The following is an 18,853-nucleotide window of genomic DNA, read 5'->3' on the forward strand; positions in this document are numbered from 1 at the left end:
TCCATAACATCATTGTTGGTGGAGCAATGGACAATTGGATAGATCAATAATGCCTAGATAGCCGCCTCCGCCATCACGTGGCGGAGGCGCTATGCTCGTTATTCGTCCTCGGCGAGAATCTCCGCGTACTCTCCCTTCAGACGCTCAACCAGCTCGGCACTTTCTTCCGGGCCCCAGTAGTGTACGAAGGCCCCGATGTCCGTCTGCTTCTGAGCGATCTGATGGTTCACATCATCGAATCCTTCCGCCAGGGTCGCCACGACATCGTCCGGCGTGTCCGCGGGTACCAGTACACCCCGGTAGATCGCCTCGACCACGTCATAGCCCAGCTCTTGAAAGGTCGGTACGTCTTCAAGGAACGGCAGGCGCTCATCCCAGGCGACAGCGAGTGCCCGGAAGCTATCCTGATTCTGGAAGGCCACGGTTGAGTTGGTCATCAGGGCGCCCACGTGCCCGCCGCGCAAGGCCGGAATGGTCGGCCCGGTGCCGGGGAACGGAATCCAGGTCACTTCAATGTCGGCGGCATTCATCATGCGAATCGCCGCCAGGTGGTTACCGGTGGCTTCACCGGTGCCACCCACAGTCACCGCACCCGGGGATTCCTCGGCAGCGGCCAGGAAGTCATCAAGCGTCTCGTATGGGCTATCTTGGCTGACGACCAGCACTTGCGGGGTGGAGTGGAAGGTGTATACCAGCTTGAGGTCGTCCGTTGCATAGCCGGGATCACGGACGATCGGTTGGGCGACGATATGCGGCAAGCTGAAGCCAGCCATCGTGTAGCCGTCGGCGGGCTGATCCTTGAGATGACTCCAACCCACGGCGCCACCTCCACCGGTGCGGTAATCAATGGTCACCCCCTGGTCGAAGTACTCTTCCAGCAGCGGCTGCTGAAGACGGGCGACGATATCGATCTCACCACCGGGATTGAACGGGTTGATGTAGGTGAGATTCTTCTCGGGGAAATCGGCCGAGGCGCTGCTCACGCCGAAGGACAGGAGTGATGCCAGGGTCACACCCATGGCAACTGCAGGAATCTTGCGTATCTTGACAGATTTCATAGCAACCTCTTGATTCATTGTAATATTTACGCCGATTCTGTCGTCGATTGGGTGCTCCTCACGGCGTCTCGTTATCGATTTTTTTGCTGCACGTGGGGCGTTGCGGGCCATGGCTGGCTCACTGAATCGACAGGTCATATATAGGATATAGTATAGATGTGTGTCAAATGGCTTCATCCCTGACAGTGGCTCGGCAGGACGGCGATGGCGACCCCACCGCGACGATTGTCGATTGACTAACATATGTATTATATCCTATACATGACTCGGGGGCTCAGCGAGTCAGTCATGCCCCGCAGCCTACCGACCGCAGGCAGGATTCCTGGTCGCCGCCAAGGAACCCACAGGCGCGGAGATGTCGGTCCGGTTTATCGTGAAGTATTTCCCGCTCAACTTCAGGTGATCATATGGATTTAATGCTCCAGGGCCTTATCGGGATCCTGACTTTCAACACATTGTTCCTGGTGGTGATCGGCACGGTCATTGGTCTGGTCATCGGCACCATCCCGGGGCTCACCGCCACCATGGCGCTGGCGCTGCTGGTGCCCTTCACCTTTGTCATGGACCCACTCGATGGTCTCGTCATGCTGGGCGCTGTCTATACCGCCTCGATGTATGGCGGGGCATTCACGGCAATATTGATCAATACCCCGGGCACCCCTGGGGCCATTGCCACGATGCTGGATGGCCACCCGATGGCAGCCAAGGGTGAGGCGGAACGAGCGATCATCGGCGCTACCGTGGCATCTGTCTTCGGCGGCGTCGTCGGCTTCATCGCGCTACTGTTTCTGGCGCCGGTGCTGAGCCTTTTCGCCTTGAAATTCGGCCCACCTGAATACTTCTGGGTCGCCGTACTCGGTTTGGCGCTGATTGCAGGGCTCTCGACAGGCTCGGTGATCAAGGGCCTGTTGGGTGGTGCCATCGGCATGCTCATGGGCACCATCGGCATCTCACCCGTGGGCGGTGAGGCCCGCTTTCTGTTCGGCACGCCTCAGCTGCAGGGTGGCGTGGAACTGATCGTGGCACTGATCGGACTGTTCGCCGTGCCTGAGTACATTCGCCTGATGGCCACCGCCGAGCGAGTGGTCAAGTTCGATGGCGAATCCAAGTCGGCATCCTTCATTAAAACCGCCAAGGAAGTGCTGCTAAAGCCCATCAATATCATTCGATCATCCATCATCGGTGTGATTATCGGGCTGATTCCGGGCGCGGGTAACAATGTGGCGGGATTGCTCGCCTACAGTGAAGCCAAGCGCGCCTCCAAACACCCGGAAGAGTTCGGCAATGGCAGCATGGATGGCCTGATCGCCTCGGAGTCCAGCAACAACGCTGCCGTTCCAGGCAGCATGGTGCCCTTGCTGACCCTGGGAGTACCCGGTTCACCGCCCGCCGCGGTTCTGTTCGGTGCCTTGATGATGCATGGCCTGACCCCCGGCACGCGGCTATTCACCGAGAGCGGCGTCCTCACCTATGGGTTCATCTTCTCGCTGGGCCTGGCGGCTCTGGCATTGTTGCCGGTTGGCGTCATCTTCGGGCGACTGATCTATCGTTCGGTCACCAAGGTGCCCCTGGGCTTTCTGATTCCCTCGATTGCCATGATGACCATTCTTGGTGCCTATTCCATGCGCAACAGCATGACCGATGTGTTCATCATGGTGGGCGTGGGCATTTTCGGCTATATCATGCGCAACTTCGGCGTCAGCCCAGCCACCATTGCGCTTGGCCTGATCCTGGGGCCAATCGCCGAACAGGGGTTTGCCCAGGCGATGCTGATTGGTAGCTCGTATGACTATCCGTTCCTGGTGCTTTTGCAAAGCCCGCTGTCGATGACGCTGGCGGTCATCGTGGCCATCACCTTGGCGGGGCCGTTCGTGATGAAGGCCGTGAAAGCCAAGAAAGCCAAGAAAGCCAATTCCAAGAATGCCGTTAAGGAGTGATGCCCATGAGTGTCGTGAGAGCGAACACCTACTTCCTGGTCGCACTGACGGGTGCCATTACCTTCTTGATATTCTGGTTCGCCCAGGATGAGAACTGGCGTCGGCCGAGCGCCGCCTGGCCAGAGACCATCCTGTATGGCATCGCCATCTTCAGTGTCATCCTGCTGGTGCAGGGGTTGATGCTGAAGCGCAAGGACGAGATTTTCTCCGAAGGAAGCAAGGTACGCATACTGCTCGCTTGCATCGCCTTGCTGGCGTGGAGCCTGTTGGTCCATACGCTGGGCTTTGTCGTCGGAAGTGTGCTGGCCTTTACGCTGATGGCGTTCTACGTGGCCAAGGTGGAAAAGAAGGTGTCGCCAGAAGCGGCGGTAGACATGACCAAGGGTAAGGCCGGTTTTTGGTTGGTGATGATCTGGGTCGAGATACTCATCCTCTACTACGTCTTTTCCGAAGTCCTGCTGGTGCCGCTTCCGGAGGGTCTATTTTTCTGATCGCCAAAGAATCATTCCCGAAGGCCAATGAACCAACAAAAATCAAAGATCGACGTTACTTGGCCCTGTCACAGGCGCAGTGGCCATTTCATACGGAGGATCGGCCACCTCCCATCCATCACGCCCCGCCTGCTTGATTCGATACAGCGCTGCATCGGCGGCGGCATAGGCATCCTCGAATTCCATGTCCGCGGGGCGGAACCACACACCACCGACACTCAGCGTCACGATAGCGCCTATCGGCGAGGCAGGGTGCTCGATCGCCTGGCGGTGCACGGCGTCGACCAGATCGGCGCAACGCTTACGCAGAATCGCGCGCGAGCGGCAGCTCACCAGCACTGCAAACTCATCACCGCCCATACGATAGAGCCTGGCCTCCCCTTCCATGGAAAGTTCGATCAATCCCACCAACTTACGCAACAGGCGGTCGCCTTCGGGATGGCCGAAGCAGTCGTTATAGGGCTTGAAATGATCGATATCGACCAATAGCAGGCCCACCATCTCATCAGGCTGCTTGGCAATCTGCTGGTGCAGGGCATTGCGGTTGCCGACCCCGGTAAGCGGATCCTGCAGTGCCTTGGCCATCCACTCCAGGGTCTCACGGGAGGCCCGCTCGGTGGCGCGCCGTTGCTTTTCATGGAACCACCAGAAGACCAGCCCCAGCAGGTAGACGATCAGTGTGCCGATCAACAGCAGCGTCTGATGATTGCGCGCCTCATCGACGAACTCATTGACTGTCACGCTACGCTGCACCCGCTGCCCGATTTCGATATCGGTCAGACACTCAAGGACCGGTAACAGGGCTTTGGTGACCTGCCCTACCTGGGGAGAAGGCGTACTCATCAACCGGCTTTGCCAGGACTCAAGCACTGCCAGAGAGTTCTCCGTGCACGCATAGCGGTCACGATAGATTTCGATGTCCAGAAAGCCATAGGCGATTTCCAGTGACATCGACGCCGCCTCGTGGGAGGGCTCATCCTTCAGCAACTCCTCCAGCGTATCGTGTACGAATACGCGTGAGCGTGTCGCCAACTGGTGACCGGTCACGTTATCGTGCTGACTGAAGTAGCGATCGACCTCTGGCGCCACCAGCCGCATCTCGAAGATCACCAGCAGCACCAGGGTGGAGAAACTGGCGAGGCTCAACCATAGCCAGCCGCTGCGCGACTCCCACAACCGACGAATCACGGCGCCCCCTCGATACGCTCGATCATCCAGATCCAGTCGTTGAACAAACGCAGGTTCTCTATATCACGCTCTCCGTAGTCGCGCTCCACCAGGCGTAGCGGGCCCTTGTCACGCAACCCGATGGCCTTGCCATCATGGTGGGTCACCAGAACCCAATTCGTGCCGGGTAGCTCGTCGAACTCGACCGTGAAACCATCCATGGCAGTCAGCGTCAGCGCCTCGACACCGTCGCCGAAGGTGTCTCGCGCCCAGCTGTCCAGTTCATGGCCGCGAATGTCGACCTGACGACCGAGATAGGGATCGTGGAAGCGGAAGCTGACATCGGCCTGTTCGCGAAGTGCCTCCATCGACACCCAGGTGGTCTGCCCGTCCTGTTCGACCGCAATGCTCTCTGGCCAGCTTTGGCCCTGGGCCTGACCGCCGACCAGCAAGAGCCACAGACAAACCGCCAACTTCACCAGCATCACCCGCCACCCTTTTCCCATTGTCACCACCTCGGCCATGGATTTCACCAACACCGAGCTAATGTAGCACTTCGCCGTGCCGGAAAAAGAGCAGCGTCCAGGCCAAGCCAGGGTTCAGCGTATCTTGGGCGCCTTCCAGAGCCGAACGATCCTTCGCGTCGCTGGAACCATTATTAGCCACGATTTACCACGGTGCGCCGGATCGCGAGGCCGGCAGATGGCCCTGGAAGGAGGTATCAAACCGTGGTGGTAAGTCGCCGGCGACGCCTGGCGCGCTGCACCATGCGATACCTCGAGCGGATCTCGTCACGCTCCATGTAGCAGCCCTGCAGCCAGCGGTGGCCGCTGGTGCCTTCGAAGGCGTCACGGGCGTGCAGCAGCCGGCGGTTGTCGAAGATCACCAGGTCGCCGGGCTGGTAGGTGAAGCGGATGGCGAAGTCCGGCTCGCAGAGCATCCGCTGCAGGGTCATCAGTGCCTCATAGGCTGGCTCGACCTCCTCGAAGGGGGCCTGCAGCGGGCCGCGCAGGAAGTCGGCGATGCGCACTTCGAGCAGCTCGCCGCGCTCATCGAGGCGAATCATCGGCGAGTACCAGACGTAGTCGGTGGTCCTGGCGGTGTTGGCGTAGCACCAGCGCACCCGGGTCAGGGTGGCGAAGGCGTCGGGGTCGCGCTGGCGCAGGGCCTCGGCCACGGCGAAGCCGTCAAGCATCACTGCCTGGCCACCTTCCACGCTGTTCTCCAGGCAGTGCAGCATCTGCAAGCCAGGGTGATATTCGCGGGTCGGCAGGTCGGTGTGCGGCGGCAGGGCGATGGAGGTGTAGGCGTTGGAGTCCGGGTCAGGCTTCGCCTTGACGTCGAACAGCAGGCCGAAGTTGGTGGGACGGACCGGGCCAATACGCCGGGCGATGGCCTCCAGCGAACCGGGTTCCGTGGGCAGGCCTCGCAGACGCACGAGGCCCTTGCCCAGCACACTCTCCAGGGCCGGGGCGAGGATCGCTTCCTCGGCTTCGCCCGCAGGCTCCGTATCCAGCAGGCCGCTGGCATCGAGGCTGTCGGGGCATTCGCCGGGGCCACCGTGCCAGAGCGTCACCGGCACCAGCGGCGCCTCGGGATCCCCGGCGTTGTCGTAGTCATGAGCGCGCAACCAGCCGGGGTGGAAGCGCAGGCGGCGATCCTCCGGGGCGAAGGTCACCCACAGCGCGCCGGCGGCGTCGATCTCGGCGCCTTCGATCTCCGGCCAGCCGGGCAGGCTGGAGAGGTCGAGGATTCGCTCGCGGGTGGCCGGGTTCACGGTGGTCTCGTCGGCGGCGTTCTCGCGCAGCCAGATGCTGTGATAGCGGCTTTCGCGGCCGTCGCTCCAGCGCACCGTCACCAGGCGCGGCGTAAAGGATACCCGCTCGAGCTCGGCCTCGACGGGCCAGGCGTCGTAGTCGGGCGTCAGGGGGAGTTGTGTGGTCATCGTGGCCTCCTTGGCGTTTTGTGTCACCGCCTAGGGTGCCAGTGCAGCGGTCGTGAATCGCGGCGGGATTCGACGCTGACTATGCACGATTCGACAGTGCCTGCCGGCGCAGCCGGCTGGGGGTGAGGCCATGGCGGCGCCGGAAGGCACGGGTGAAGCTGGAGGCCGAGGCGAAACCACAGGCCAGGGCGATCTCCATGACCCCGTGCGGCGTCTCGCGCAGTAGCCGGTGGGCATGGTCCAGGCGCCGGGCCAGGTAGGCCTGCTGAGGTGAGAGCTGCAGGTGGCGAGCGAACAGGCGCTCCAGGCGGCGCCAGGAGATGCCGAGTTCGTCCGCCAGCTCGCGAATGCCCAGCGGCGACTCCAGGTTGGCCTCCATCAGGGCGATGGCGTGCAGCAGCAGTGGCTCCTGGGGAAGCAAGCGTTCGCGCTGGCGGCTGGACGGCCGGCGACCCTCATCATGGATCAGCTGGTCGCGCACCTGGGCGGCCAGGTCGTCGCCATGCCGACGCCGGATCAGATCGAGGCTCATGTCGATGGCCGCGCTGCCGCCGGCGCAGGAAAACCCCTCGGCGGTGACCTCATAGACCGATTCCACGGCATCGACCCTGGGAAAGCGGGCGCGGAAATCGGGGAGACACTCCCAGTGCAGGGTCACCGTCCGGTCATCGAGCAGACCGGCGGCGGCCAACGCATAGCAGCCGGTATCCATGCCACCGAGCACACAGCCATCGGCGGCGCGGGCCTGCAGCCAGCCGACCAGTTCGCCATCGATGCTGCTGTCAGGCTCGAAGCTGGCGCAGACCGCCAGGCTCGGCACGTGGGGCATCTCATGCAGGGCGTAGCCGGCGGCCAGGGTCATGCCGTTAGAGGCCACGACCGGCTTGCCGTCGCGGCTGATCAGGTCCCACTCGAACAGCGTCTGGCCGCCGATGCGGTTGGCGATGCGCAGCGGCTCGATGGCCGAGAAGAACGCCACCATGGCGAAGCGCGGCAGCAACAGGAAGCCGATGCGTTCAGGTGCGGTATCAGGGGGCTGGAGTCTCATGATCCGGGCAGGATACACCACGCGCCGGCCCAGGGGGCGCCTCGTGGCAAGGTGGCGGCACCATGGGCCAAGTCACCGCCCGCCCCCTAATTGTCGTATCAAGTTTATATGTCGTCGTTTAGAGTCAAAATCTCGCGCCGGTATGGCACCACACTGTGGGTACTCAGTCCTCGTCCCACCGGTCATGCGCACCGCGGGACGTCTGTACACGATACCGTACCCCAGGAGACCGACCGTGAACCGCAATGTGATCCTGACCTGTGCCGTCACTGGCGCCGGCGATACCGCCGGCAAGAACCCCAACGTACCGGTCACGCCCCGGCAGATCGCCGATGACTGCATCGCCGCGGCCAAGGCCGGCGCCAGCGTTGCCCACATCCACGTGCGCGACCCCGAGACCGGCGGCATCAGCCACTCCACCGAGCACTTCCGCGAGGTGATGGAGCGGGTCCGCGACGCGGATACCGACATCGTCATGAACATCACCGCCGGTGGCGGCGGCGACTGGATCCCCGACGCCGAGGACCCGACCCGCGGCGGCCCGGGCACCGATATCCAGACTCCGGCGGAACGCCACGCGCCGGTCGGCGAGCTCTTGCCGGAGCTGTGCACCCTGGATTGCGGGAGCCTCAACTTCGGCGACATGGTCTACGTCAATCCCGCCGACTGGCTGCGCGAGCACGCCCGCCTGGTGCAGGCCGCCGGGGTCAAGCCCGAACTCGAGTGCTTCGACCTGGGCCACGTCTGGTTCGCCCGCCAGCTGCAGCAGGAAGGCCTGCTCGACGGCACCCCCCTCTACCAGCTCTGCCTGGGCATCCCCTGGGGGGCCGAGGCCGACCCCGAGACCATGCTGGCCATGCGCAACAAGCTGCCGGCGGGCGCCAACTGGGCGGCCTTCGGCATCGGTCGTCACCAGATGCCCATGGTCGCCCAGGCGATGCTGCTGGGCGGCCACGCCCGGGTCGGCCTGGAGGACAACCTCTACCTGAAGAAGGGCGTGATGGCGACCAACGCCCAACTGGTCGAGAAGGCCGGTACCCTCATCGAGAACCTCGGTGGACGCGTCATGACCCCGGCCGAGACCCGCGCGCACCTGTCGCTGCGTGACCCTGACACCGGCCAGATCGCTACCAACGCCGCGGGAGGTGAGGCATGAGCCACCAACTCTCCGTCATCGGTACCGGCGTCATCGGCAACGGCTGGATCGCCCGGGCACTGGCCAACGGCTGGGACGTGGTCGCCTTCGACCCGGACCCGGCAGCCAAAGCACGCACCCGCGCCTTCGTCGATAACGCTTGGCCGTCTCTCCAAAGGCGGGGGCTCGCCGAGGGCGCCGACCCTGCGCGGCTGACCTTTGTCGAAAGCCTCGAGGCAGCGGTGGCCGGTGCCGGCCTGATCCAGGAGAACGTGCCCGAGCGCCTCGCGCTCAAGCGCGAGATCCTCGCCGCCATCGACGCCGCGGCGGCACCGGACGCGATCATCGGCTCCTCGACCTCCGGCTTCAAGCCGAGCGACCTGCAGCAGGCATGCACGAACGCGCCTGGACGGGTGATCGTTGCCCACCCCTTCAACCCGGTCTATCTGCTGCCGCTGGTGGAGCTGGTAGGGGGCGAGGTCACCCAGCCCGGCCAGATCGAGCAGGCCCAGGCACGCTACCGGGAGCTGGCCATGCGCCCGCTGGTGGTGCGCCGGGAGATCGAGGGACATATCGCCGACCGCCTCATGGAAGCCCTGTGGCGGGAAGCCTTGCATCTGGTCAACGACGGCGTGGCCACCACCGAGGAGATCGATGCCGCGGTGATCTACGGCTGTGGGCTGCGCTGGTCGCTGATGGGCACCTTCCTGACCTTCCATCTGGCGGGCGGCGATGCCGGCATGCGCCACATGCTGGAGCAGTTCGGCCCGGCGCTGAAACTTCCCTGGACGAAGCTCGAGGCACCGGAGCTCACCAATGAGCTGATCGACAAGGTGGTGGAGGGCTGCGAGCATCAGGCTGCGGGGCGCTCGGTCGCCGAGCTGGACCGCCGTCGCGACGACTTCCTGGTGGAGATGCTCGACCTGGTGCAGAAATACTGGCCCGAAGCCGAAGGCCTGGAGGGGCGCATCTGATGCCGTTACTGGAAACCCGGGTGGCGCCCGGCTGGGTCGATTACAACGGCCACATGAACGATGCCGAGTACGCCAGGGTCTTCTCCCTGGCCGTGGAGGCGCTGATGGACGCCATCGGCCTCGACGAGGCCGGCCGGCGCCGCCACCACTACACGCTCTACACGCTGGAGACCCACCTCTGCTACCGGCGCGAGGCCCACGAAGGCCAACCGCTGGCGGTCGAGGCGACACTCCTCGACCGTGATGCCAAGCGCCTGCACGTGTTCTTCGAGATGCACGATGCCGAGGGCACGCTGCTGGCCACCAGCGAGCAGATGTTGATGGGCATGAATCAGGGCAGTGGCAGGCCCGAGGCCTTTCCCGAGCCGGTCGCCGAGGCCGTTGCCGCCCTGCCCGACGCGCCGTCCGGAGACTGGCCGCCGCTCGCCGGACGGCGTATCGGCATTCGGCGCGCCTGAGCGCCGGCGAGCCAGGGATTCGAACCGCCGGCCTTTCCGGTCAACGGGGATCGTCAGTCGGCGGCCTGGCGGCGCACTTCCCGGGGAGACAGGCCGTAGCGGGTCCTGAAGGCACGCGAGAAGCTGGAGCCCGACGTGAAGCCGCACGCCAGCCCCACCGAGAGGATTTCCCTATCGGACTCGCGCAGCAGGTGCCAGGCGCGCTCCAGCCGCAAGTGCAGATACCACTCGCGGGGCGTCGTCCCGAGGGTCTGCTCGAAGAGTCGCTGCAGCTGTCTTGGCGAGAGGCCGCTGCGGCGCGCCACCTCGCTCAGCGGTAGCGCCACCTCCTGATGCCGCTCCATCAGCGAGATGGCCTCCACCAGACGTCGATTGTGGATGCCCAGCCGCCGGGCCAGCGACATGCGCTGCTGGTCGCTACGGGTACGCATCCGCTCGTGCACCAGCTGTTCCGACACATCGATGGCCAGGCGCGACCCGTGGCGACGCGCGATCACCTCGAGGGCCATGTCCATGGCCGCCGCTCCTCCCGCACAGGAGAAACGCCGCTCGCCGAGTTCGAATAGCTCGTCGGACGTCTCGATGCCCGGGAAACGCTCCTGAAAGGCCGGCAGGCTTTCCCAGTGCAGGGTGACGCGCTCGCCATCCAGAAGCCCCGCCTCGGCCAGCAGGAAGCCCCCCGTATCGATTCCCCCCAGCACGCAGTTGGCCTGGTCCAGTCGATGCAGCCAGGCCATCAGGGGGCGGCTCAAGGCCTGCTCGGGGCCGAAGCCGCTGCACACCGCCAGCGACGGTAGGTGATGCACCTCGCCGATGGCGCAATCCGCCAGCAGGGTCATGCCGTTGGATGCCGTGACCGGCTGGCCATCCTCGCTGATCAACGTCCAGTCGAACAGCGGGCGCGCCGCGATTCGATTGGCGATCCGCAACGGCTCGACCGCCGAGAAGAATGCCATCATCGAGAATCGCGGCAGCAACAGAAACCCCACGGTTTCAGGCAACAGCCCTTGATAATCAAGGCGCAACGTCAGCCACCTCCGTTCGCCTGCCCACCCTCGCAGATCCAGGGGTGGCCTGGCGGGGTCGACCCTCGGGCAACATGGCTCCCCTCATGCCACACTCCCTTCACGAGGGAGGATGGCACCGCTGCCGCGGTCGGCGGTGATGCTGGGCGCCTCACCGAAACGGCTCCGGTAGGCCCGGGTGAAGTGCGCCGGCTGGGTGAACCCGGTGGCCAGGGCCGCCTCGGTCACCTGGCAGCGGCTATCCGCCAGCAGCTGGCGCGCGCGGTCGAGGCGCATGCCCAGGTAGCATTGCTGTGGGCTCTCGCCGAAATGGCGCTGGAAGAGTCGTGCCAGCTGCCGCTGGGACTGCCCGGCGAGCCGACACACCTCGGGGACCGGCAGCGCCTGGGCCAGGTTGGCTTCCATGGTGGCCAACGCCCGCACCACACTGCGTGGCAGCTCCTGGTAACGGTGTCGTTGATCGCTGCCACCGTCGCCACGCGCCCGCTCGTGAACCAGCTGTCGCCCCACGGCGTCGGCCAGCGCCGGTCCATAGGCTTGCTCGATCCACTCCAGCATCATGTCGATGCTCGCCGCGCCGCCCGAGCCGGTCAGTCGCGTGGCATCGAATTCGAAGCGCGCCGGGCTGATCTCCAGCTCCGGGAACTCGAGACGAAAGGCCGGCACGCTCTCCCAGTGCAATGCCACCCGGTGCCCCTCCAGCACCCCGGCCCGGGCCAGGATGAAGGGCGCGGTATCCAGGCCGCCCAGCCAACCGCCGTGGGCGGCGATGCGCCGCAGCACGGCGCGATCCTGGAAGCTCACCGTCGCCTCCGCCTCATAGGAGGAGACGACCATCAGGCGCGTCATGTCCTCCAGCGACTCCAGCGCGCCGTCGACGTCGATGCGGACGCCGTTGCTGGCCACCACCGCTTCACCGTCCGCCGAGAGAAGCCGCCAGGCGAACAGGTTGCGGCCAAAGCGATTGGCCACGCGCAGCGGCTCCAGCAGGCAGAACAGGGTCAGCATGGAGAAGCGGGGTACCAGCCATACGTTGAGGGTATGTTCGGCCTGCTCCGGGGTCAGCAGGGGGGGTGAGTCAGGGCGCGGGTAGGGCCACGCAGCGTTGGCATCGTCGGTCATGGCCAATAGAATCAAGCCTACGGCCAATTTAATCAAGTCATGTTCTGCGGGTAGGGGTAGTGTGAAACGCAACCCCGTAGCAGAGTCCGTGGAGATGCCGCCATGACACACGTCACCCCCCTGGCCAATCGCCGGCGCCTGGTGATCGATCACCACGACCGGACACGAGAATTCGCCGCACTATGGCTGCGCGAACGCAGCCCGGATGACGAAACCCGGGACCCGCGCACCGGCCAGCGGCTGATCGAGGCCGCCGAGCTACCGCTGGACCTGAGCATCGAGACCGCCGAGGTCCATGATGGCCGGTTGAACATGCGCTTCAGTGACGGGCATCACACTACCTTCGATCTCGCGGCGCTGTTCGACGACCCGGTCAGCGACCCGCCCCAGAGGCTCTGGGATGCGGCCAGCGCACCGCGCCCCGAGGTGGACTTCGCCACCGCGCTGGAAGAGGACACGGCGCTGTCGGAGATGCTCGAGGCACTGCATCGCCACGGCTTCGTGATCGTCTCCGGGGTGCCCATCGAGACGGACGGCATGCAGCCGCTGATCGACCGCATCGGTCCGCTGCGGCGCACCAACTGGGGCGGTATCGCCGACGTCAAGTCGGTGGCCGACGCCTACGACCTGACCATGACCCAGCGCGGCCTGGAGCCGCACACGGATAACCCCTACCGCGACCCCATCCCCGGCTATATCTGGCTGCACTGCCTGACCAACGCCGCAGAGGGCGGTGACAGCACCCTCGCCGATGGTTTCATGGCGGCCCGGCTGTTGCGCGAGCGGGACCCGGCTTCCTACGACTGTCTCACCCGGATCACTCCGGGGTTCCGTTATCGCGACGGCGACACCCACCTGGAGAGCGAGGGGCCGCTGATCGAGCTGGACAGCCACGGCGAGCCAGTCCGGGTGCGTTACTCCAACCGCACCGAGCGGGTCCCGGCGCTGCCCGCCGAGCAGCTCGAGGCATTCTATGCCGCCCGCCGGGCCTTCTATCGGCTGATCACCGGTGAAGAACTGACCCTGCATCTCAAGCTCGACCCGGGCCAGATGCTGATCATGGACAACTATCGCCTGTTGCACGGCCGCAGCGCCTTTCAGCTCGCCGGTGGCGTGCGCCACCTGCGCCAGGGCTACGTCGACCGCGACAGCACCGCCAGCCGCCGCCGCGTGCTGCGCCAGCGACTCGCCAATGCCCAGCCCCATGGAGAGCCCGCATGAATCAAGCTCGCTTCCGCCACTTCGGCGAGGCCCAGCATGACGATTGGGCGCTGATCGACAATCGCTTTCGCGACTATGTCGCCGACGCCCCGCGACGGGTGCTCGGCCACCTGCAACGCCTGGCCGGCGACCACCACGGCTATCCGGTGGATCGCTACGAGCACAGCCTGCAGACGGCGACCCGGGCGCTGCGTGACGGCGCCGACGAGGAGATGATCGTCTGCGCGCTGCTCCACGACATCGGCGACGAACTGGCCCCGGCCAACCATGCCGAGATCGCCGCAGCGATTCTCGAGCCCTTCGTCGACCCGCTCAATGCCTGGATGATTCGCCACCACGAACTCTTCCAGGGTTACCATTACCGCCACTTCTTCGGTCAGGACCCCCACGTCCGGGAGCAGTACCGCGACCATCCGGCCTACGAGCGCACCGTGCGCTTCTGCGACCACTGGGACCAGACCAGCTTCGACCCCGACTACGACACCCTGCCGCTCGAGCATTTCATGCCCATGGTGGAAAGGGTCCTGGGGCGCACCCCCCATGGCGGGCTGCCCGACCCGCTTCCCGAGGAGGCGCTGCGATGAGCCGGACTTGCGCCCAACACCTGCTGCAGCTGCTGGAAGCCTATGGCGTGGATACCGCCTTCGGCATCCCGGGGGTGCATACCATCGAGCTCTACCGTGCGCTGGGCGACAGCGCGATCCGCCATGTCACTCCGCGCCACGAGCAGGGCGCCGGTTTCATGGCCGACGGCTATGCCCGGGCCAGCGGCCGGCCGGCGGCCTGCTTTATCATCACCGGCCCCGGCATGACCAACATCGCCACCGCCATGGGCCAGGCACTGGCCGACTCGGTGCCGATGCTGGTGATCTCGAGCGTGAACCGTCGCGACACCCTGGGGCGCGGTCAGGGGCGCCTGCATGAGCTGCCCAGCCAGCAACAGACGCTGGCCGGTGTCAGCGTCTTCAGCCACACCCTGCACGACCCGTCGGCGCTGCCGGAGATCCTGGCCCGCGCCTTCGCGATCTTCCGTGGCGCGCGCCCCGGGCCGGTGCACATCGAGATTCCCATCGACCTGTTCGATGCCCCGGTGGCCGAGTCTTCCCCGCGCCCGATCGAGGTGTTTCCCCCGGCGCCAGCCCCGGCGGCCACTGCCCGTGCCGCCGAATGGCTGACCAGCGCCGAGCGCCCCCTGCTGCTGCTGGGCGGTGGCTGTGTCGCCGCCCCCGACGCTGCTCGCGCGCTGGTGGAGCGCCTCCAGGCCCCGACCCTGACCACCATCAACGCCAAGGGCGTGCTGGGTCTGGATCACCCCCAGGATCTGGGCGCCACCGCCAGCCTGCCCGCCGCGCGTCGGCTGGCGGCCGATGCGGACGTCATCCTGGCCATCGGCACTGAGCTTGGCGAGACCGACTACGACCTGGTGTTCGACGAGGGCTTCCGCCTCGGCGGACGGCTGATCCGGGTGGATATCGATCCCCAGCAACTGGGGCGCAACCACGCCGCCGACCTGGCCCTGGTGGCCGACGCCGGGGAGACCCTGACCGCCTTGCTGGACGCACTGCCCGGGGAGCGTCGTGATGACGGTCGCGCCGCGCAGGTACGCCGCGAGCTGGCACTGGCCGATGACCTTGAGCTTGCACCCTATGCGCCGCTCTATGCCACGCTCCGGGCAACGCTGCCCGAGGCGATCCTGGTGGGCGATTCCACCGGGCCGGTGTACGCCGGCAATTTTCTCGCCTCGCTGCCCGCGCCACGCCGCTGGTTCAATGCCGCCACCGGCTACGGCACCCTGGGCTATGGCCTGCCCGCCTCCCTGGGCGCCGCGCTTGCCTGCCCGGAGCGGCCAGTCGTGGCGCTGGTCGGTGACGGCGGCCTGCAATTCGTGATCGGCGAACTGGCCACGGCCAGGGATCTCGACCACCCGGTGGCCGTGGTGATCTGGAACAATCACGGCTACGACGAGATTCGCCGCTACATGGCCATGCATGAGGTGCCGCAGCTCGGCGTCGACCTGACGGCGCCGGACTTCGCGGGCCTGGCTGCCGCCTACGCCTGCCGCTACCGGAAGGTGGACGGCCCGGCAACCCTCGGCGAGGCCCTGGGGCAGCTGAATGCGGCGCGTTCCCCCCTGTTGATCGAGGTGGATGCCGAGGCCTGGATGGCGGCCATGCGATGACTGCCATGCCTTGTGCCCCAATCCGTGACCAGCATCCAAAGACCACAACCCACTACCCGCCATCGAGGATTTCCGACATGCGTAGACCCGCCCTCCTGACCACCCTGGCCCTTTCCGGTCTGCTGCCGCTCGGCGCCCAGGCGTCACAGGACGCCAGCGACGAACTGCGCCTGGTGGTGCCGCCCTGGCCGGGGGTCACCGTCAAGTCCGAGATTATGGCCCAACTGGCCGAACCGCTGGGCTACCAGGTAGAGGCCCTGGAGATCAGCTCGACGGTGGGGTACCAGACCCTGCAGAGCGGTGAAAGCGACGTCTTCCTGGCCGGCTGGCTGCCTTCCCAGCAGCAAAGCTTCGACGCCGCCATGGAGGCCGGCGGCATCGTCGACCTGGGCAACAACGTGACTGGCGCGCGCATGGGCTTTGCGGTGCCGGGCTATGTGCACGAGGCCGGCATCACCCATGCCGAGCAGTTGGCTGACCCGGAGGTGCGTGAGCGCTTCGGTGGTGAAATCTACTCCATCGAGAGCGGCTCCACCGTGAGCGACCACCTCCACGGCGCCGTCGAGGGTGATACCTATGGGCTCGGCAGCTGGGATCTCCGTGAGTCCTCCACGCCGGGCATGCTGGCCGAGGTGGACGCGGCCCAGCGCGAGGAACGCTGGATCCTGTTCTACGGCTGGACGCCTCACTGGATGGCGCCGGCGTATGACATGGCGATCCTCGATGACCCGGAAGGGGTGTTCGGCGAGAACAACGGCAAAAGCGATGTGCGCACCATCGTCGCCCGCGACTACCATGCGGCCAACCCCAACATGGTGCGCCTGCTGGACCAGTTCGAGCTGACTGCGGACGAGCAGAGCGAGTTCATCCGCGACTACGGCCTCGAGGAGGGTGACCTGGAGACCGTCGCCCGCGACTGGCTCCAGGCCAACCCCGAGCGGGTGAGCACCTTCCTCGAAGGCGTCACCACCCGTGATGGCGAGCCGGGCCTGGAAGCGGTACGCGCCAGCCTTCAGTGATGTCCGCCGGGCCGGAGGGAATCCGGCCCCAGCGCTTACCACAGCGAGGAACCCCATGCGCTATTCACGACTGACCGAGCGGATCGCCGGCGAAGGCGCCGCGGCCTGGGACATCCACTATCGCGCCCTGGCACGCCAGGCCGCCGGCGACGACATCACCGTGCTCTCCGTGGGCGATCCCGACTTCGATACCCCGGCGCCGATTATCGAGAGTGCCGTCGAAAGCCTGCGCGGTGGCGCCACCCACTACCCCGACGTCCAGGGCAAGCTGACGCTTCGCCAGGCCATCTCAGGCGACTATCGCCGCCAGGGGCTCGAGGTGGATGCGGAGAATGTCATCGTCATGGCCGGCGCCCAGTGCGGACTCTACGCCGCCGCGCAGTGCCTGCTCGATCCCGGTGACGAGGTGCTGGTGCCCGAGCCCGGCTATGTGACCTATGAGGCGGTGCTGCGCGCCACCGGTGCCGAGCTGGTACAGGTGCCGCTGCGCGGCGAGGCGGACTTCCGCCTGGAGCCAGCGGCCCTGGAAGCCGCCATCACCCCGCGCACCCGCGCCATCCTGCTCAACAGCCCCCACAACCCCACGGGGCAGTTGATCGACGCCGCGGCCTGGGGAGCCATCGCCGAGCTGTGCCGTCGCCACGACCTCTGGCTGATCTCCGACGAGGTCTACGCCGAGCTGATCTTCGAAGGGGAGCACATCTGCCCCGCCTCCCTGCCGGGCATGGCCGAGCGCAGTGTGGTGATCAGCAGCCTCTCCAAGTCACACGCCATGACCGGCTGGCGCCTCGGCTGGATAGTGGGTCCCGAGCCGCTGATCCAGCATCTGACCCATCTGGCGTTGTGCATGCTCTACGGCTGCCCGGACTTCATCCAGGACGCCGCCTGCGCCGCCCTCGAGGCGCCCCCCGCCGAACTCGACGCGATGCGCGAGATATACCGGGCGCGCCGCGACGCCGTCTGCGAGGCTCTCGCCGAGAGCCCGACGGTCGCGGCGATTCGCCCACCGGCGGGAATGTTCCTGATGGTGGATATCCGCGCGACCGGCCTCTCCTCCCAGGCCTTCGCCGATCGCCTGCTCGACGAGGAGGGCATCTCGGTGCTCTCAGGCGAGGCCTTCGGGCCCTCGGCGGCGGGCTTCGTGCGCCTCAGCCTGACCGTGGAGGCCGAGCGCCTCTCCGCTGCCAGCCGCCGCCTGGCGGCCTGCGCGGAACGCGCTCGCGCCGAACTGTCACCGACCCCGGCCTCGGAGGCCCAGTGCCTATGACATCATCGCCACCACCTTCTTCCCATTCCCCGACCACCACCGCCCCCGCGGTGAAGGCCGACCATCTGATCAAGCATTTTGGCGATCTGGAGGTGCTCAAGGGCGTCTCCCTAGAGGTTCCCGAAGGCACCGTCACCTCCATCATCGGCGCCAGCGGCTCCGGCAAAAGTACCCTGCTGCGCTGCATGAACCTGCTGGAAAGACCCGATCAGGGCGAGCTGGCGATTGCGGATGAGACGATTCGTTTCACCCGCAATCCCCAGGGCGACATCATCGATCTGGACCGGCGCCAGCTGCAGCGGCTGCGCGCCAAGGTCACCATGGTCTTCCAGCAGTTCAACCTCTGGCCTCATCTGAGCGTCCTGGGCAACGTCATCGAGGCCCCCATGCGCGTCAAGGGGCTCTCCCGCAAGCGGGCCACCGCCCTGGGCGAGCACTACCTGGAACGAGTCGGCATGGCCGACCGGCGCGACGCCTATCCCGGCTTCCTCTCCGGAGGGCAGCAGCAACGGGTGGCCATTGCCCGCGCCCTGGCCATGGAGCCACGGCTGCTGCTCTTCGACGAACCCACCTCGGCGCTGGACCCGGAACGGGTCAACGAAGTGCTGGGCGTCATTCGTGGCCTCGCCGACGAGGGCCGCACCATGCTGCTGGTCACCCACGAGATGCACTTTGCCCGGGAGGTCTCCGACCAGCTGGTCTATCTCGACCAGGGCCGCATCGCCGCCTCGGGCACCCCGGAAGACGTCTTCGATGACCCCCGCTGCCGCCAGTTCATGGCCCCGGCAGCCTGAACGCTCCACCAAC

18 protein-coding genes are annotated in these 18,853 nt (G+C 65.8%); 11 read left to right on the top strand and 7 right to left on the bottom strand.

Annotated elements, in window-relative coordinates; genetic code table 11:
- Positions 1-98 precede the first annotated feature (98 nt).
- Positions 99-1,058 (bottom strand): tripartite tricarboxylate transporter substrate binding protein, encoded by a 960-nt coding sequence (locus C6V82_RS08230; protein ID WP_180978205.1) that lies wholly within the window; start codon positions 1,056-1,058, stop codon positions 99-101.
- A gap of 407 nt (positions 1,059-1,465) precedes the next feature.
- Here C6V82_RS08230 and C6V82_RS08235 point away from each other — a divergent pair, with 407 nt between their 5' ends.
- On the top strand, positions 1,466-2,995 hold the full coding sequence (locus C6V82_RS08235; RefSeq protein WP_102586714.1) for a tripartite tricarboxylate transporter permease: 1,530 nt from the start codon (positions 1,466-1,468) through the stop codon (positions 2,993-2,995).
- Between the two features lie 5 nt (positions 2,996-3,000).
- Positions 3,001-3,486 carry a tripartite tricarboxylate transporter TctB family protein gene (locus tag C6V82_RS08240; protein WP_180978204.1) on the top strand — a complete coding sequence of 162 codons (486 nt, stop codon included), beginning with the start codon at positions 3,001-3,003 and terminating at the stop codon, positions 3,484-3,486.
- 42 nt (positions 3,487-3,528) lie between these two features.
- Here the strand turns inward: C6V82_RS08240 and C6V82_RS08245 are convergent, their stop codons facing one another.
- The 4 genes from C6V82_RS08245 to C6V82_RS08260 form a co-directional block, all read right to left on the bottom strand.
- On the bottom strand, positions 3,529-4,674 hold the full coding sequence (locus C6V82_RS08245) for a GGDEF domain-containing protein (protein WP_102586712.1): 1,146 nt from the start codon (positions 4,672-4,674) through the stop codon (positions 3,529-3,531).
- Complete coding sequence (locus C6V82_RS08250; protein WP_146009658.1) at positions 4,671-5,159, bottom strand: hypothetical protein; 489 nt, start codon at positions 5,157-5,159, stop codon at positions 4,671-4,673. The genes C6V82_RS08245 and C6V82_RS08250 overlap by 4 nt, the downstream gene beginning before the upstream one ends.
- 215 nt (positions 5,160-5,374) lie before the next feature.
- Complete coding sequence (locus C6V82_RS08255; RefSeq protein ID WP_102586710.1) at positions 5,375-6,598, bottom strand: TauD/TfdA family dioxygenase; 1,224 nt, start codon at positions 6,596-6,598, stop codon at positions 5,375-5,377.
- Positions 6,599-6,677: 79 nt separating this feature from the next.
- On the bottom strand, positions 6,678-7,646 hold the full coding sequence (locus C6V82_RS08260) for a GlxA family transcriptional regulator (protein WP_102586709.1): 969 nt from the start codon (positions 7,644-7,646) through the stop codon (positions 6,678-6,680).
- Positions 7,647-7,881: 235 nt separating this feature from the next.
- Between C6V82_RS08260 and C6V82_RS08265 the strand changes: the two genes are divergently transcribed.
- The 3 genes from C6V82_RS08265 to C6V82_RS08275 are packed head-to-tail and all read left to right on the top strand — an operon-like array spanning position 7,882 to position 10,213.
- Complete coding sequence (locus C6V82_RS08265) at positions 7,882-8,802, top strand: beta-keto acid cleavage family enzyme (RefSeq protein WP_102586708.1); 921 nt, start codon at positions 7,882-7,884, stop codon at positions 8,800-8,802.
- Positions 8,799-9,755, top strand: a complete 957-nt coding sequence (locus tag C6V82_RS08270; RefSeq protein ID WP_102586707.1) for an L-carnitine dehydrogenase — start codon at positions 8,799-8,801, stop codon at positions 9,753-9,755. Before C6V82_RS08265 ends, C6V82_RS08270 begins: the two co-directional genes overlap by 4 nt.
- Complete coding sequence (locus C6V82_RS08275; RefSeq protein ID WP_102586706.1) at positions 9,755-10,213, top strand: thioesterase family protein; 459 nt, start codon at positions 9,755-9,757, stop codon at positions 10,211-10,213. Before C6V82_RS08270 ends, C6V82_RS08275 begins: the two co-directional genes overlap by 1 nt.
- Positions 10,214-10,266: 53 nt before the next feature.
- Here the strand turns inward: C6V82_RS08275 and C6V82_RS08280 are convergent, their stop codons facing one another.
- Together C6V82_RS08280 and C6V82_RS08285 are read right to left on the bottom strand one after the other, a co-directional pair.
- The gene (locus C6V82_RS08280) at positions 10,267-11,238 is read right to left on the bottom strand and encodes a GlxA family transcriptional regulator (RefSeq protein WP_102586705.1); all 972 of its coding nucleotides are present in this window, start codon (positions 11,236-11,238) and stop codon (positions 10,267-10,269) included.
- An 84-nt stretch (positions 11,239-11,322) separates the two neighbouring features.
- Positions 11,323-12,360 (bottom strand): GlxA family transcriptional regulator, encoded by a 1,038-nt coding sequence (locus C6V82_RS08285; protein ID WP_102586704.1) that lies wholly within the window; start codon positions 12,358-12,360, stop codon positions 11,323-11,325.
- Between the two features lie 102 nt (positions 12,361-12,462).
- On the opposite strand from C6V82_RS08285, the gene tmpA reads away from it, so the two are divergent.
- The 6 genes from tmpA (at position 12,463) to C6V82_RS08315 (ending at position 18,840) form a co-directional block, all read left to right on the top strand.
- Positions 12,463-13,581, top strand: a complete 1,119-nt coding sequence (gene tmpA / locus C6V82_RS08290) for a 2-trimethylaminoethylphosphonate dioxygenase (protein ID WP_102586703.1) — start codon at positions 12,463-12,465, stop codon at positions 13,579-13,581.
- Positions 13,578-14,165, top strand: coding sequence for an HD domain-containing protein (locus tag C6V82_RS08295; RefSeq protein ID WP_102586702.1), 588 nt, complete (start codon positions 13,578-13,580; stop codon positions 14,163-14,165). The genes tmpA and C6V82_RS08295 overlap by 4 nt, the downstream gene beginning before the upstream one ends.
- Positions 14,162-15,760: a 5-guanidino-2-oxopentanoate decarboxylase gene (locus C6V82_RS08300; RefSeq protein ID WP_102586701.1), complete on the top strand. Its 1,599-nt coding sequence runs from the start codon at positions 14,162-14,164 to the stop codon at positions 15,758-15,760. The genes C6V82_RS08295 and C6V82_RS08300 overlap by 4 nt, the downstream gene beginning before the upstream one ends.
- Before the next feature lie 77 nt (positions 15,761-15,837).
- Positions 15,838-16,779 (top strand): ABC transporter substrate-binding protein, encoded by a 942-nt coding sequence (locus C6V82_RS08305; protein WP_102586700.1) that lies wholly within the window; start codon positions 15,838-15,840, stop codon positions 16,777-16,779.
- 55 nt (positions 16,780-16,834) lie between these two features.
- Positions 16,835-18,046, top strand: coding sequence for a pyridoxal phosphate-dependent aminotransferase (locus C6V82_RS08310; RefSeq protein ID WP_102586699.1), 1,212 nt, complete (start codon positions 16,835-16,837; stop codon positions 18,044-18,046).
- Complete coding sequence (locus C6V82_RS08315) at positions 18,043-18,840, top strand: ABC transporter ATP-binding protein (protein ID WP_102586698.1); 798 nt, start codon at positions 18,043-18,045, stop codon at positions 18,838-18,840. Before C6V82_RS08310 ends, C6V82_RS08315 begins: the two co-directional genes overlap by 4 nt.
- The last annotated feature ends 13 nt before the right edge of the window (positions 18,841-18,853 follow it).

The organism is Halomonas urumqiensis (genome assembly GCF_003028575.1).
GTDB classification, from domain to species: domain Bacteria; phylum Pseudomonadota; class Gammaproteobacteria; order Pseudomonadales; family Halomonadaceae; genus Halomonas; species Halomonas urumqiensis.